General features: G+C 65.1%; 14 protein-coding genes. 2 read left to right on the plus strand and 12 right to left on the minus strand.

Translation table 11 applies throughout. The features are described from left to right. Positions 1-32: 32 nt before the first annotated feature. A complete protein-coding gene (locus CMASS_RS06590; RefSeq protein ID WP_022862221.1) occupies positions 33-1241 on the minus strand; it encodes a M50 family metallopeptidase in 1209 nt (402 codons plus the stop codon). Between the two features lie 17 nt (positions 1242-1258). Further along, entirely contained in the window at positions 1259-2443 is a 1185-nt protein-coding gene (gene dxr / locus CMASS_RS06595; RefSeq protein WP_022862222.1) for a 1-deoxy-D-xylulose-5-phosphate reductoisomerase, read from the minus strand. A gap of 88 nt (positions 2444-2531) precedes the next feature. Here dxr and CMASS_RS06600 point away from each other — a divergent pair, with 88 nt between their 5' ends. Then, positions 2532-3092 carry a DUF2631 domain-containing protein gene (locus tag CMASS_RS06600; RefSeq protein WP_051126775.1) on the plus strand — a complete coding sequence of 187 codons (561 nt, stop codon included), beginning with the start codon at positions 2532-2534 and terminating at the stop codon, positions 3090-3092. Between the two features lie 104 nt (positions 3093-3196). On the opposite strand, the gene rlmN is transcribed toward CMASS_RS06600, so the two are convergent. The 6 genes from rlmN to rpsB all read right to left on the minus strand — a co-directional run bounded on the left by rlmN (position 3197) and on the right by rpsB (position 9008). After that, positions 3197-4309, minus strand: coding sequence for a dual-specificity RNA methyltransferase RlmN (gene rlmN / locus CMASS_RS06605; protein ID WP_027018490.1), 1113 nt, complete (start codon positions 4307-4309; stop codon positions 3197-3199). A gap of 90 nt (positions 4310-4399) precedes the next feature. Continuing rightward, on the minus strand, positions 4400-5308 hold the full coding sequence (locus CMASS_RS06610; RefSeq protein WP_022862225.1) for a phosphatidate cytidylyltransferase: 909 nt from the start codon (positions 5306-5308) through the stop codon (positions 4400-4402). Positions 5309-5491: 183 nt separating this feature from the next. Continuing rightward, on the minus strand, positions 5492-6049 hold the full coding sequence (gene frr / locus CMASS_RS06615) for a ribosome recycling factor (RefSeq protein ID WP_022862226.1): 558 nt from the start codon (positions 6047-6049) through the stop codon (positions 5492-5494). 63 nt (positions 6050-6112) lie between these two features. Then, on the minus strand, positions 6113-6862 hold the full coding sequence (pyrH, locus tag CMASS_RS06620; protein WP_022862227.1) for a UMP kinase: 750 nt from the start codon (positions 6860-6862) through the stop codon (positions 6113-6115). 236 nt (positions 6863-7098) lie between these two features. Further along, on the minus strand, positions 7099-7911 hold the full coding sequence (gene tsf / locus CMASS_RS06625) for a translation elongation factor Ts (RefSeq protein ID WP_022862228.1): 813 nt from the start codon (positions 7909-7911) through the stop codon (positions 7099-7101). Between the two features lie 197 nt (positions 7912-8108). Further along, complete coding sequence (gene rpsB, locus CMASS_RS06630) at positions 8109-9008, minus strand: 30S ribosomal protein S2 (RefSeq protein ID WP_022862229.1); 900 nt, start codon at positions 9006-9008, stop codon at positions 8109-8111. Positions 9009-9450: 442 nt separating this feature from the next. Between rpsB and CMASS_RS06635 the strand changes: the two genes are divergently transcribed. After that, positions 9451-10032 (plus strand): M23 family metallopeptidase, encoded by a 582-nt coding sequence (locus tag CMASS_RS06635; RefSeq protein WP_022862230.1) that lies wholly within the window; start codon positions 9451-9453, stop codon positions 10030-10032. Between the two features lie 11 nt (positions 10033-10043). Here CMASS_RS06635 and CMASS_RS06640 read toward each other — a convergent pair whose 3' ends face one another. From CMASS_RS06640 to CMASS_RS06655, 4 genes are all read right to left on the minus strand, one after another. Then, entirely contained in the window at positions 10044-10910 is an 867-nt protein-coding gene (locus CMASS_RS06640; RefSeq protein ID WP_240482743.1) for a tyrosine recombinase XerC, read from the minus strand. A gap of 92 nt (positions 10911-11002) precedes the next feature. After that, positions 11003-12190 carry a DNA-processing protein DprA gene (gene dprA, locus CMASS_RS06645; protein ID WP_027018494.1) on the minus strand — a complete coding sequence of 396 codons (1188 nt, stop codon included), beginning with the start codon at positions 12188-12190 and terminating at the stop codon, positions 11003-11005. Positions 12191-12195: 5 nt separating this feature from the next. After that, positions 12196-13854: a YifB family Mg chelatase-like AAA ATPase gene (locus CMASS_RS06650; protein WP_022862233.1), complete on the minus strand. Its 1659-nt coding sequence runs from the start codon at positions 13852-13854 to the stop codon at positions 12196-12198. Continuing rightward, complete coding sequence (locus CMASS_RS06655) at positions 13841-14221, minus strand: YraN family protein (protein WP_022862234.1); 381 nt, start codon at positions 14219-14221, stop codon at positions 13841-13843. The genes CMASS_RS06650 and CMASS_RS06655 overlap by 14 nt, the downstream gene beginning before the upstream one ends. Positions 14222-14317: the final 96 nt, after the last annotated feature.

Below are 14317 nucleotides of genomic sequence, written 5' to 3' on the forward strand. Positions count from 1 at the left end.
CACTGGGAAGCGACACACCCACGGGCGGCGTTCTAGCCGAACAAGCGGACCGGATTCACCACGTCCGCGACGATAAAGATGGCGCCTAGCCCCATCAGGATCGCCGCGATGGCATACGTCAGCGGCATCAGCTTCGTGTAGTCCGCCGGCCCCGCCGGCGCCTTGCCCTGCAGGCGACGGATCGCATCCCGAATCTTTTCGTAGACGATGACGGCCACGTGCCCGCCGTCAAAGGGCGGGACCGGAATGAGATTAAACAGGGCGAGGAAGAAATTGAGCGTGGCCAGCATCATGAAAAACATCGACCACAGCGAACGTTCCACGAGCTCGCCGCCGACGCGGGAAGCACCCACGACCGACATCGGCGAATCCTGCGCGCGCTCCCCGCCGAAAATGCTGCCGACCACTCCCGGCACCTTAGCCGGCAGTTGAGCGATGCCCTGGACAGTCGCCGTCAGCATGGACCAGGAGTACTTCGCCGTCGCCGGCACTGCCTCCGCGGGGCCGAAATGCTTGACGATGTCCTGCGGCTGGTTGACCAGCCCCACCGATCCCGCGGTGACCGTATCGCCCTCGGCCGTCGGCCGTTTGACCGCGGCCACGTCGATGCCGAGGTCCTGTTGGCTGCCGTCGCGCTCCACCGTCAGGGTGACGTGCTCGCCCGGGCGCTCGAGGACGTAGTCACGCAGCTGTGTGAACTGCTCGATCGCGTGACCGTCGACCGCGACCACGATGTCGCCTTCTTTCACCCCGGCCGCACCTGCCGGGCCGCTCCCCTCGCACGGCGCCTGCTTGCCGTTGGCGTCCGCGTCGGCGACGCACTTGACCTCGCCTACGCGCGGGCGCACGTCCACATTTGGATCGGGAATTCCCGCGGTAACCGCCACGAGGTACAGCACGGTAAAGCCGAGTACAAGGTTGACTGCGATGCCTCCGAGCATCACCGCGACGCGCTGCCACCACGGCTTGTTGCACATGGCATGCGGCGCCTCTTCCTCGGTGAGGTTCTCGTCCTGGGCGGTCATGCCCGCGATGTCGCAGTAGCCGCCGACCGGCAAGGCAGCGAGCCCGTACTCGGTGTGTCCGCGCCGAAACGACAAAAGCGTCGGCCCAAAGCCGATGAAGTAGCGCCGCACGCGCATTCCGAAGGCGCGGGCAGTCACCATATGCCCCGCCTCGTGCAGGGCGATGGTTATCCCGATGCCGAGGGCGAAGGCGAGGATGCCCAGAATGTTTGCCATTGACTCGCTGTTTCTTCCTAGTCGGCGAGGGTGTCGATGTGCGCGTTCGCGCGGCGGCGCGCTTCGCCCTCCACGGCGAGGACATCATCGACGCTTGCGGGTACCTCAGCATAAACGTCGCATTCGCTGACAGCGCGCTCGACCACGTCGACGATCTGCGGAAAGCGGATGCGCCCGGCCAAAAACGCGGCCGCAGCTTCCTCATTGGCCGCGTTGTACACGGCGGGCACGCTCCCCGGGGCGCTGACCGCCGCGCGGGCGAGGGAGACGGCGGGAAAGGCGGCATCGTCAAGCGGGGCGAACTCCCACGTATAGGCCTGTGCGAAGTCGAGCGCCGGCTGGGCCCCGGGCACGCGGTGCGGCCAATCGAGGGCGAGTGAGATGGGCAGCTTCATCGACGGCGGGGAGGCTTGAGCGATGGTGCATCCGTCGGTGAAGGTGGCCATGGAATGCACGATGGACTGCGGGTGCACCGTCACGGCGATGCGCTCGGCCGGGAGATCGAAAAGCAGGGACGCCTCGATGAGCTCGAGGCCCTTGTTGACCAGGGTCGCCGAGTTGAGCGTGTTCATCTGCCCCATTGACCACGTCGGGTGCTGGGCGGCCTGCTGCGGGGTAACGTCCCACATCTCATCGCGCGTCCACCCGCGGAAGGGGCCGCCGGAGGCCGTGAGCACGAGGTGGTCGAGCTCGCCGCGCTCTCCCGCGGACAGGCACTGCGCCATGGCCGAGTGCTCGGAATCCACCGGAATGAGGCGCGCGCGATCGACGCGGTCGGTGACCAAAGTCCCGCCGGCAACAAGGGACTCCTTGTTGGCCAGCGCCAGCACCGCACCCGAGTCGATGGTGGCCATGGTGGCCTTAAGCCCCTGCGAGCCGACCATGGCGTTGAGCACGGTGTCGGCCGCGTCCGGGCCGGTGCCCGCAGTATTTTCCACGAGGTGGGCGGCCGCGTCGGCGCCGTCGATGACCTGCCCGCCGAGGGCTGCGGACACCTTTCTTGCGGCGTCCACGTTCGCGCACGCCACCTGGTCCGCGGTGAGATTGTGCGCACGCGCCTGGCGCGCCAAGAGCTCCGGGTTGCCGCCGCCCGCGGCTAGCCCCACGACCTGGAATTTGTCGGGATTGTCCGCGATGACCTCGAGGGCCTGCGTGCCGATGGAGCCAGTCGAGCCGAGAATCACGATTCGCTTGAGAGTCACCCGTCCTAGCTTAGGGGGTACGCGCACCAACTAGTGGACGCGGCCAGGCGGGGGTACTTACTCGCTCCGCGTATGGGTATGACCTAGAATGTTGCGAGTAGTAAAGGCAGGTACACGCGAAGGAGAGCAAGTGTCTTCCCACAAGCCGACCCCTCAGGTCTATGACGGCATTTCTACCGAAGAGGTCCCGTCCGCGGGCTTCGGTTGGTCCCGCACCCCGCGTACCGGTGTGCAGATCGCCGGTTGGATCTCCGTGTTCCTGCTGCTGATGTACAACTTTGGCAACCACAAGGGCCACGTGGAGACCGTGTGGCTCTTTGTCTTGGCGGCGCTGCTCATCGTCGGCCTGCTCATCCACCTGTTCCAGCCGAAGCTGAACCAGGTGCGCACCCTCACCGCGCGCAACAAGCCGGTCGGCTACAAGGAGCAGGACTGGAACCACATGCAGAAGACGCTGACCGGCCCGTACGCCGAGCTCTCCGACGACGAGCTGCGCGCCTTGAACGTCGACCCGGAGGCCCGCCGCCGCGAACTCGCCTCCTCCGAGCGCACCGCTTCCATCAACGTCGGCTCCCACGCCAACTACGCCACCCCGGTTTCCTCGGGTGCTGCGGCCGCGCACACCGCCTCCCCGGTATCCCGCGACTAAGCTTCCCTCGGGCTCACGCGTTGGACACTTTCGCGTAAAGCTTGAAAAAATAAAAGGCCCTCTCCCCGGCAACTTCTGGTTGAACCGGGGAGAGGGCCTTTTCGCTAGCTTGCCTCGCTCTCCCGCTCGTCGGCGGCGAGCTGGCCACACGCGGCGGCGATTTCCTGCCCCTTCGTGTCACGCACCGTGCAGGGAACGCCCTGCGCCTGCACGCGGCGGACGAACTCGTTCTGCCGAGCCTTCGGGGCGGCGTCCCATTCCGAACCCGGGGTAGGGTTCAGCGGGATGACGTTGACGTGGACCTTGGAGCCAAGGGCTTGGTGCAGCTTCCGCCCCAGCAGATCGGCGCGAAAGTCCTGATCGTTCTTGTCGCCGATAAGCGCGTACTCGATAGAGACACGGCGGGAAGTCTTTTCAACGTAGTACTTCGCGGCGTCAAGGACCTCGTCGACAGACCACCGGTTGTTGATGGGCACGAGGGTGTCTCGCAGCTCATCGTCAGGCGTGTGCAGCGACACCGCAAGGGTGCAGGACAGGTCCTCGTCGGCCAGCCGCCGGATGGCCGGAGCCACGCCCACGGTGGAGACGGTCACGTTGCGCATGGATAGGCCGAAGCCTTCCGGGGCGGGCGCGGTGATCTGCCGCACCGCCTGCACCACGCGCTTGTAGTTGGCCAGCGGCTCCCCCATGCCCATGAACACCACGTTGGACAGCCGGCCGCCTTCTTCAGCCATCTGCTTTGCGGCGTTACGCACCTGCTCGACGATCTCGGCGGTGGACAGGTTGCGGTCCAAACCGCCCTGTCCGGTGGCGCAGAACGGGCAGTTCATGCCGCAGCCGGCCTGCGAGGAAATACAGAGGGTGGCGCGGCCGGGGTAGCGCATAAGCACCGATTCCAGCAGCGTGCCGTCGTGCAGCCGCCACAGGGACTTGGAGGTCTCCCCATCGTCGGTGGAGGTAAACCGGATGGGGTTCATCAGCTTTGGAAAGAGCGCCTCCCCCACGGCTTCGCGTTTGGAGGCGGGGAGATCGGTCATCTCCTCCACGTCTGCGGTGTAGTGGACGTAGTAGTGCTGCGCGAGCTGCTTGGCACGGAACTTGGGCAGGCCGAGCTCTTCGAGCTTGGCGATGCGCTCGTCGTTGCTCAAGTCGGCAAAGTGCTTCGGGGGCAGCCCGCGGCGCGGGGCGGAAAAGTCAAGCTTTACTGGTTGGGGCATAACACACCTCATTCTCGCACGACGACGAGGGTTGAAACCAAACTGAGCAAGTCTGGTGAACGTGTGGGGAAAGCGGGCAGCAGCGAAACTCTACACGGAGGTGGCCGTGAGCACGGAGACGGCAACCCACGTCACCATCGCGGCCGGCAACATGCCGTCCAGTCGGTCCATCAAGCCGCCGTGGCCGGGCAGAAGCGCTGACATGTCCTTGATACCCAATTCGCGCTTGAACTGCGATTCGACCAAGTCACCCAGCGTTGCACAGACCGCCAAGAACAGTCCCATGATGGCGCCGATCCACGGCAGGTGGTGCAGCACTAACCAGAACGTCAGCGCGCCCACGAGGGTGCTCAGCACCAGAGAACCGATGAAACCTTCCCACGACTTTTTCGGGCTGACCGCCGGCGCCATCGGGTGGGATCCGAACATAACGCCCGCGATGTACCCGCCGGTATCTGAGGCGACCACACACAGCATGAAGGTGATGATGGACCGCTCCCCCGACGCGAACGGCGACGGGGTGTTGGCCAGCATTGCGGCGAAGGTGGCGAACAGCGGCACCCACGTCAGCACAAAAATGCCCACCGCCATGTCGCGCAGGTAATTCTCCGGCGGGCGGTGCCGGCCGTTTTGAAAGAGCCGGCCGAACATGAGTGACAAGACCGCCACGACATAGACGGCGACGAGGCCTCCTGCCCCGGCGAACCAGGAGCTCCAGATCATCGCCTGGCCCAAGCACAACAGGTGCTTTCGCTGGAGGAAGTAGCCCCGCTCCTTGAGCCGGGTGAGCACCTCCCACATGGCCACGCCGATGGCACCAGCCACCACCAAGTACCACGCGAGTGGGCCAGCCCAGACGGCGCCGACGACGAGAACGCCGAGCCCCACCCCAACCGCGATGGCGGTGGGGAGGTCTCGCCCGGCGTTGTTTTTCGGGCGCGGCAGCCGCGTGCTTCGGGTGCGGGCCTTATCCGCCCGCCCCTTCTCCGGAGCGCCCACGTTCGCTCGGGCATCCCCAGTCGCCGGGGTACCGTCCGGAGCACCATGCTGTGGCGAGGATTCAGTCACCGCGGCTTTTCCTCCTTGCGCTGCGTGGGGGAAGAAGAATTGTCTAGGCATGTACCCCTAGCTGGGGCGTAGGGAAAGGGCGGAAGGGAAATTGGGGAGAACAGCCGAGGGAGGTTAGACCTCCATGAGCTCGTTTTCCTTGTTCTCCATCAGCTCGTCGATCTGCTCGATGTAGTTAGCGGTGATCTTCTCCATGTCCTTTTCGGCGGAGACAACCTCGTCCTCGCCGGCATCGCCGGCCTTTTGCAGCTTCTTCAGCTGCTCCATGGCCTTGCGGCGGACGTTGCGGATAGCAATCTTGCCGTCCTCGCCCTTGGCGCGGGCGAACTTCACCATCTCCTTGCGGCGCTCCTCGGTGAGCTGCGGGACGGTCACGCGGATGACGGTGCCATCGTTGGTGGGGTTAACGCCCAGGTCCGAGTTGCGGATGGCGGTCTCAATCTCGCCGATCATGGACTGCTCGTAGGGCTTGACCATCAGCATGCGCGGCTCCGGAACCGAGATGGACGCCATCTGGGTGATCGGGGTCGGCGCACCGTAGTACTCTGCCACCAGGCCGTTGAACATGGACGGGTTGGCGCGGCCGGTGCGGATGGTCTGCAGCTCGTCGCGGGTGTGATCCACGGAGTTGGACATGCGCTCTTCGGCGTCTAGCTGAATCTCATCAATCATCGAGTAAATCCCCTCTGAGAAAGTCTTTTCTGTCTGGCTAATGTAGCAGTTTCGCGGTATGGATTAGGACTGCACGAGTGTGCCGATGCGCTCGCCGCTGACGGCTCGGGCGATGTTGCCTTCCTGCAGCAAGTTGAAGACCAAAATGGGCATGTTGTTGTCCATGCACAGGCTGAATGCGGTGGCGTCGGCGACCTTGAGGTTTTTCTCAATAACCTCGCGCGGCGTGATCTCGTGGTACAGCTCGGCGCTGTCGTCCTCGCGCGGGTCGGCCGTGTAGACGCCGTCGACTCCCTTGGCCAAGAACAGCACCTCCGCGCCGATTTCGAGGGCGCGCTGGGCGGCGGTCGTATCCGTGGAGAAATACGGCATGCCCATGCCGGCGCCGAAGATGACCACACGACCCTTCTCCAGGTGACGGTCCGCGCGCAAGGGCAGGTACGGCTCCGCGATCTGGGCCATATTGATGGCCGTCTGCACGCGGCACTCGACCCCCTCTTGCAGCAGAAAGTCCTGCAGCGCGAGCGAATTCATCACCGTGCCGAGCATGCCCATGTAATCCGAGCGGGCACGGTCCATGCCCCGCTGGGACAACTGCGCGCCGCGGAAGAAGTTGCCGCCGCCAATGACGACGGCGATTTCGGTGCCGGCGCGTGCCACGGCAGCGATCTGCTTGGCCACGTTTTCTACCACGTCCGGGTCAATACCCACTTTGCCGCCGCCGAACATCTCCCCGCCCAGCTTGAGCATGACCCGCTTGTAGCCCTTGCGGTCGGTGCGTTCGGTTGGTTCAAGTCCGTCCGAGCTAGACATGGCTCAACTCTCTCCTTCGTGAGTACGGCGGTATCAACGTGGTTCATAGTACCCACCACGCTGCCGCGCACTCACACCGCCGCGGGCAATGCGGCAATTCACACAGAATATAGAGAAAACCCCACCGCAGCAGGCCTTCCTCGAAATTGGAGGCAAGCCCAAACTGGGTGGGGTATGTGAGAGTAGCGCCGCGTTACCCGCCCGCTAAAGCGAGCGAGCACGGCACGGAAGGCGAGCTACGCGCCAACCTCGAAGCGCTCGAAGCCGGTGATGGTGGTGCCAGCTTCTTCAACGACCTGCTTGACGGTCTTCTTGCTGTCCGACAGGGCAGCCTGCTCGAGCAGGACGACCTGCTTGAAGAAGCCGTTGAGGCGGCCCTCGACGATCTTCGGGATAGCCTTTTCCGGCTTGCCCTCCTCGCGGGTGGTGGCCTCAGCGATCTCGCGCTCCTTGTCCACAACCTCGGACGGAACGTCCTCGCGGGTGAGGTACTGAGCCTTCATCGCGGCGATCTGCAGCGCCACAGCGTGTGCGCCCTCGGCGTCGCCCTCGTAAGAGACGATGACGCCGACTGCCGGCGGCAGGTCAGCGGAACGCTGGTGCAGGTAGTGCGCGGTGTTGTCGGCGTCAACGGTGACGGCGCGGCGAGCCTGCAGCTTCTCACCGATCTTGGCGGACTCCTCGTCAACCAGGGTGGAAACCGGCTTGCCGTCGATCTCTACGGCGTTGAGCTCCTCAGCGGAGTTGGCCTTAGCCTCAGCTGCGGCCTCGGAGATGCGAGCGGCGAACTTCTTGAAGTCGTCGTTCTTAGCCACGAAGTCGGTCTCGCAGTTGAGCTCGATCATGGTGTTACCGGTGATCGAGATGAGGCCCTCGCTAGCTTCGCGGTCGGCACGCTTGGAGACGGACTTGGCGCCCTTGATGCGCAGGTACTCGACGGCCTTGTCGTAATCGCCGTCGTTTTCCTCCAGGGCCTTCTTGCAGTCAAGCATGCCGGAGCCGGTCTGCTCACGCAGGGACTTGACATCTGCAGCAGTGTAATTCGCCATGGTGTGGGCGGTCCTCCTCTATTAGGAACAACTTTTCGCAGGTTCAGCGTAACCGACCATGACATACCTCGCTGTATGGGGCATGTCCGGCCGCGCTTTAGTCTACAGCTTAAAACATGACGTGCCCCACCAACCCTACTGGGGCGGTGGGGCACGTTCTTCAGGGGAGAACTAGTTCTCCTGGGGCAACCGGAGGTTTACTCCTGGTTGTCGGCCGGCTGCTGCTCGGCCGGCTTCTGCTGGTCGCTCTCGACGTTCAGGGCAGCCTCCGGGGACTGCTCAGCCTGGGTCGGAGCTGCGCCCTCGGCGGAAGCCGGGTCGGAAGCGGCGGCTGCCTCGGCGGCGTCGCGAGCTTCCTTGTCAGCGGAATCGCCCGCTGCTTCCTTAGCGGCGGCCAGCTCGCGCTCCTCGCGCGCCTTCTTGCCGTCTTCCACAGCGGTGGCGACGATCTTGGTCAGCAACTTGGTGGAGCGGATGGCGTCGTCGTTGCCCGGGATCGGGAAGTCGACCTCGTCCGGATCGCAGTTGGTGTCCAGGATGGCAACAACCGGGATGCGGAGCTTGGCAGCCTCGCTGATAGCGATGTGCTCCTTGTTGGTGTCCACGATCCACAGCGCCGACGGGGTCTTGGTCATGTCGGAGATGCCGCCCAGGACGCGCTCGAGCTTGGCGCGCTCACGGTTGAGCATCAGGACTTCCTTCTTGGTACGGCCCTTGTAGCCGTCCTCACGGGCGTCCATGTCCTGGAGTTCCTTCATGCGCTTCAGGCGCTTGGACACGGTCTGGAAGTTGGTGAGCATGCCACCGAGCCAACGGTGGTTGACGTACGGCATACCGACGCGCTCGGCCTCTTCCTGCACGGCCTCCTGGGCCTGCTTCTTGGTGCCGACGAACAGGACGGTGCCGCCGTGGGCGACGGTCTCCTTGACGAACTCGTAAGCCTCGTCAATGTAGGTCAGGGTCTGCTGCAGGTCGACAATGTAGATGCCGTTGCGGTCGGTGAAGATGAAACGACGCATCTTCGGGTTCCAGCGACGGGTCTGGTGACCGAAGTGCACACCAGCGTCGAGGAGCTCGCGCATGGTAACAACTGCCATGATTCGCTCGCTTTCTGTCAAAGTCTTTCGGTTTTCAGATGCATGCGCGGGTTTTTATCCCACGCCCTAGCTACGAAGGTTCTGAACAACACCCCGGCTTTCCGCGGGGACCACGTCGTTCACAACTGTCGCTAACCTTTGAACCCAGCGAGAAATACCCGGCCGGGCAGGAAACGACGACTTCGTCGCGCGTAGTCAGCGTGATCGAAAAAGACACACTGCTGCGCTCTACCCTATCGCCGCCCTGCGTAATTGACAAAACTCCGCGCCGTGCACAATCACGCGGGCTATAGCACGTCTGCACTACCAACGCACGCCACAGCCCGGAAACCATCCACAGATTCATGGCATGTGCTTGGCGATGCCGCCTGTATCGCCACTTATCCACAGCCCGGCGCGCCACCGCGTGCGGTATGTGCGCACGGCAGGTGATGATTCCAGCATGACTGCAATTCTCGATGCCATTTATCCGCGTCCAACTACTTCCGACACCCCGTCCGACTTTCGTTTCCCGCCCTATCACTATCCGCGCCACCCACTTCCCGACCAGACGCTGTCACGCTGCCTCGGGGTAGTCGTTGCGCTTCTCGTGGCCGCGTCACCGGCTGTCGCCGCCGCATACGTCGACCCCACGACGGGACACGTCGCGCCCGGTCGGGTCTTGCGGCCGTACGAGCCTCCGGCGCACAAATACGGCCCCGGGCACCGCGGCGTAGACCTTGCCCTGGAGGTGGGCGACGACGTGCTCGCCGCTGATGACGGAACCGTAGCCTTTGCCGGAATGGTGGCCGGAAAACCCGTTGTGTCCATTGACCACGCCGACGGGATTCGCACGACGTACGAACCGGTTCACGCCGCCGTGCAGCAGGGCGACCGGGTCCGCGAGGGGCAGTTCATCGGCACGCTCGGCCACAGTGTCGACGGCTACCCCGGGCTGAACTGGGGTGCGCGTACCGCGAAGGATTCGTACATCGATCCGTTGAGCCTGCTCGGCGAACCTGTCATTCGCCTCAAGCCGCTGTAGACAGGCGGGCGTTAAGCCCGCGGGTGGGCCTGCTGGTAGATCCTTTTTAGCCGGTCGGCCGACACGTGGGTGTAGATCTGCGTGGTTTGGAGCGAGGAATGCCCCAGCACTTCCTGCACCACACGCAGGTCGGCCCCGCCCTCCAACAGATGCGTAGCCGCGCTGTGCCGGAGGCTGTGCGGGGAGATGTGATCGGTTCCGGCTTCCTGGCCGGCGTGGTCGACAATCCGGCGCACTTGCCGCGGATCGATCCGCTTGCCCCGAGTTCCCACGAAGACAGCTTCCGTATCGTCCTTGGACATCCCCGGACGGGCCTCATCGAGCCAGCGCGTGACCGCGGCACGCGCAGCCGCGCCCAGCGGGATCACGCGCTGCTTATTTCCTTTGCCCAAGACGGTGACGGTAGAACGCCCCAAATCGACGTCGGCCAGGTTGAGGCCCACGAGCTCCGCGACGCGCATCCCCGTTCCATAGAGCACTTCCAGAATGGCGTTGTCGCGGATGGCGACGGGAACATCGACGTTGGCGCCCTTGTCGAGCATTTCTCCCGCCCCGGCAGCATCGACCACGGTAGGCAGAGAGCGGTTGACCTTCGGGCTGGCTAGGCGCGCGGCGACGTCGGTGGAAAGGTAGCCCTCCCGTTGCGCCCAGGACGAAAAGGCGCGGGCCGCTGCGGTCCGGCGCGCGATGGTGGCGCGCGATTTCCCTTCGGTGACCGCCTGGCCCAACCAAGCGCGCAGTGCGTTGAGGGTAAAGGACGGAAAGTCAGGAACGCTCTGGGCCAAGTTCTTCAGGTCCGTGCAGTAGGACTTTACCGTCGCGGCGGAGCGCCCGAGGTTGTAGCGCTGATAGTCACCAAAGTCAGCGATCGCCTCCATCAGCTGCCCGCCAGCGTCCGGCGCTCCTGCCGAGGCCGGAGTCCGGTCTGAGTCTGGGGCCGGTTCCAGTCCTTTCGTCATGTGACAGGAGTTTACTCCTGTGGAACTCGCTTCCACCGGATACCGGTGCGCATGACCAAACCCTTCTTTTCCAGGGCGACGAGAATATGCACCGTCAGCGCCACCCGCAGCCCGGCTTCTCGGGCTATGTCCTCCGCGGTCAGTGAGTCCTCCGTTTCCGCCGCGGGCAACGATCCGTACACCTTCAACTCATTGCGCGGCAGCGCCTGCGTCACGCTGGGGGCGAACTCCAGCTCGTACTGACCGCTTGGGTCGGCGTTCCCCGCTGGGCCCACCAGCGCCCGCACATCGTCGGCGCTCACCACCAATTGCGCGCGGTTGTCCTGGATACGCTGGTGGCAGCCCAGCGAGCCGGCCGACGTGATGGGCCCAGGCACAGCCATGACGACCTTGCCCAACGCTTCCGCCCAATTCGCGGTGTTGAGCGCGCCTGACCGAAACGCGGCCTCCACGACAACGGTGCCCAACGACATCGCCGCCACGATCCGGTTGCGGGTGAGGAAGCGGTGGCGCTGCGGGGTCGTGCCCGGCGCGAATTCGCTGACCACACACCCGCGCTCGGCGATGCGGTGAAACAGTTCGCGGTTGCGTGCCGGATAGTCGACGTCGATGCCACACGCCATGACCGCGACGGTAGGCACCCCGCCAGACAGCGCGCTGGAGTGCGCCGCACTATCCACGCCCAGCGCCCCGCCAGAAATGATGGACCACTGGTGTGCCGCGAGCCCGCCCACCAGCATGTCCGTGGCCTGGTACCCGTATCGCGTTATCGCGCGCGTGCCTACGACGGAAACGGACTGGTCCACTGCACCGGCGAGAGACTCGCCACGCACCCACAGCGCATGGGGTGGCAGGGCGTCAGCGGCGAAGGTCGCGGGGGCATCAACCGCGCCGTTGTGGAAGAAGCCGAAGGCCGCGGCAAAGCGTTCTTGCGGCCATTCGTCGTCGGCGGGAGTGATAAGCCGCGCGCCCACCTGGCGCGCGCACTCCAAGTCCTCGCTCTGCCGGCACCAGTCGTAACGGCTTGCCGTTTCCCCTAAAAGCGCACCGATCCACTCCTCGCGGTGAAACACGCCGTGGGCAATGCGCTCCGGCTCGAAGGCAGTGAGGAGGCCCGCTAGCGCATGAGACGGGCCGTCGAGGACACGGTTGAGGTACACCCAGGCGTGCACAGGGCTCGCGGTACTGAAGTCACTCATTATCTTTACTCCCCCGCCATCACCTGGTCGCCGCGCAAATGCATTGCGCGCGCTACGTGATCGATGTTGGGCCGCGGTGCGCTCGCGCCGGGCGTGCTCGCGGCCGCTTCGCCGTCGAGGTCGTACAGAGTCCACGCGAGCTTGAGACACCGGTCGATGCCGCGCTGGCTCATATCGCCCGCCGCTAGGTACGCGCTGAGCATGGCCATGGCGGCGTCATCGGCCGGTCGGTGCCGGCGTAGATACGACGAGGACACCGCGGCATTGTGCCGCGCGGTTAGACCATCCGCCTGCCAGCGGTGCGCCGCGCGCTCGCGGGCTGCGCACACTCGCTGGCGAATGTCCGCGGTTGATTCCTCGCCGTCTGCGGAAATGACTGCCGACTGCTGGCTGAGCCGCACCACCATGTCGAGGCGATCGCGCAGCGGGCCGGAGAGGTTGCGCAGGTATTCCCGGCGGTGATGCGCGGTGCACGTGCACTTAGTCGGGTCTTCGGCCGCGCACCGGCACGGGTTGGCTGCAAGCACCAGCTGGAAACGGGCTGGAAATTCCACCTCCCGGCGCGCCCGCACGATGCGCACGCGCCTCTCCTCCAGCGGGGTGCGCAGTCCATCCAGGACGGCTGCGGGGATCTCCGAGACCTCGTCTAGGAAGAGCACCCCCGTGTGCGCGAGGCTCACCGCGCCCGGCCGCGGGATGCCTGGCCCGCCGCCGAGGAGGGCGGCGCGGGTGAGGGAGGCATGCGGGGCGATGAAAGGCGGCGCGTCCACGACGTGGCCAGGAGCGCCGACGATCGAATGGATGGCGGTCGCCTCCATCGTCTCTTTGGCTGTCAGTGGCGGCAGAATGCCCGGCATGCGGGCGGCGATCATGGACTTGCCGGAGCCCGGCGGGCCGGTAAGAAACAGGTGATGCCCGCCCGCCGCGGCGACCTCGGCGGCCGTCTTCGCCTCCCGCTGTCCTGCGATGTCAGCGAAGTCGACATCCTCCTGCATTCCCGTGCTCTGGCTTCCCCTCTCTGCGGTGGCGGGTGTATAACGCGCCGCCTCGGCAGCCGTGGGCAGCCTGCGGTAGCCGGTGACCCAAGCAAAGGCATCGACAAGCGTTGCGGCCACCAGCACGTCCAACCCCGGAACCAATAGCGCCTCTGCCGCGTTCGCGGGCGGGATAACGAGGGTGTCGTAGCCCTTCTCCTTCGCCGCCAGCATCGCCGGGACGATGCCGGACACCGGTCGCACGCTGCCATCAAGGCCCAGCTCCCCCAGCACGAGCGCCGTATCCAACCGTTCGCGCGGCGCCGCCGAATCCGCCAGGTCCGGCTGCGGTTCCGAGTCCCGCTCCGCGGGCCACCCCTGGGCGGCCACGTCTCCCTGCCACCCGGCCATATTGGCGGTGAGGATGGCCAGGGCCATTGGGAGATCGAAGTGCGCGCCCGACTTCGGCATGGAGGCCGGGGTCAAAGACACCACGACCTTGGTGCGCGGCCACGGCAGCCGCGTGTTGTTGACGGCGGTACGGATGCGTGCCCGCGATTCCGTAATCGCCGTATCGGCCAGGCCCACGACGTGGATGCCTGGAAGGCCTGGGCCCACGTTCGCTTCGATGGTCACCTCGCGGGCAATGACGCCGTCGAGAGCTATCGTGCGGCAGCTACCGAGCCCCATCTTCGACCCCCTGGAAATGCTCCACGGACTGGGCCGCACCGCTTGCGGGGTCCACGGTAATAGCGACGACATCGAAACGCACCGTGGCCAGGGGTTTCCCATCCATCCACTGGCGGGCCGCTTTGCGCATGCGGGCCAACTTGCGCGGGGTGACCGCCTCCGCGACCCCGAAACCGGCGCCGCGGCGCGTCTTGACCTCCACGATGACGATGAGCCCATCCGGCTCCCGGACGATGAGGTCGATTTCCCCGACGGCGTAGCGAACGTTGCTCGCTATCACCTGTGCGCCGCGTTGCCGGAAATACGCCGCGGCAAGGCGCTCTCCCCTATTACCTAGCTCTTTTCTCTGTGCATTCCGTGTCAGCACGATGTCTGTCTCCCCGAGTCCCCGAATTGTGCGTTGCCTACTTCTTCTGCGCTACCGCTCCGAACTGCGTGTACGGAGGCGATGCGCGCTGTACTG

Source organism: Corynebacterium massiliense DSM 45435 (assembly GCF_028609805.1).
GTDB lineage: Bacteria > Actinomycetota > Actinomycetes > Mycobacteriales > Mycobacteriaceae > Corynebacterium > Corynebacterium massiliense.

Bases quoted from the DNA above. Each gene is read 5' to 3' on its own strand.
- CMASS_RS06590 (WP_022862221.1), bottom strand. From the start codon at position 1,241: ATGGCAAACATTCTGGGCATCCTCGCCTTCGCCCTCGGCATCGGGATA.
- CMASS_RS06600 (WP_051126775.1), top strand. From the start codon at position 2,532: ATGTTGCGAGTAGTAAAGGCAGGTACACGCGAAGGAGAGCAAGTGTCT.
- rlmN (WP_027018490.1), bottom strand. From the start codon at position 4,309: ATGCCCCAACCAGTAAAGCTTGACTTTTCCGCCCCGCGCCGCGGGCTG.
- frr (WP_022862226.1), bottom strand. From the start codon at position 6,049: ATGATTGATGAGATTCAGCTAGACGCCGAAGAGCGCATGTCCAACTCC.
- pyrH (WP_022862227.1), bottom strand. From the start codon at position 6,862: ATGTCTAGCTCGGACGGACTTGAACCAACCGAACGCACCGACCGCAAG.
- tsf (WP_022862228.1), bottom strand. From the start codon at position 7,911: ATGGCGAATTACACTGCTGCAGATGTCAAGTCCCTGCGTGAGCAGACC.
- rpsB (WP_022862229.1), bottom strand. From the start codon at position 9,008: ATGGCAGTTGTTACCATGCGCGAGCTCCTCGACGCTGGTGTGCACTTC.
- CMASS_RS06635 (WP_022862230.1), top strand. From the start codon at position 9,451: ATGACTGCAATTCTCGATGCCATTTATCCGCGTCCAACTACTTCCGAC.
- CMASS_RS06640 (WP_240482743.1), bottom strand. From the start codon at position 10,910: ATGGAGGCGATCGCTGACTTTGGTGACTATCAGCGCTACAACCTCGGG.
- dprA (WP_027018494.1), bottom strand. From the start codon at position 12,190: ATGAGTGACTTCAGTACCGCGAGCCCTGTGCACGCCTGGGTGTACCTC.
- CMASS_RS06650 (WP_022862233.1), bottom strand. From the start codon at position 13,854: ATGGGGCTCGGTAGCTGCCGCACGATAGCTCTCGACGGCGTCATTGCC.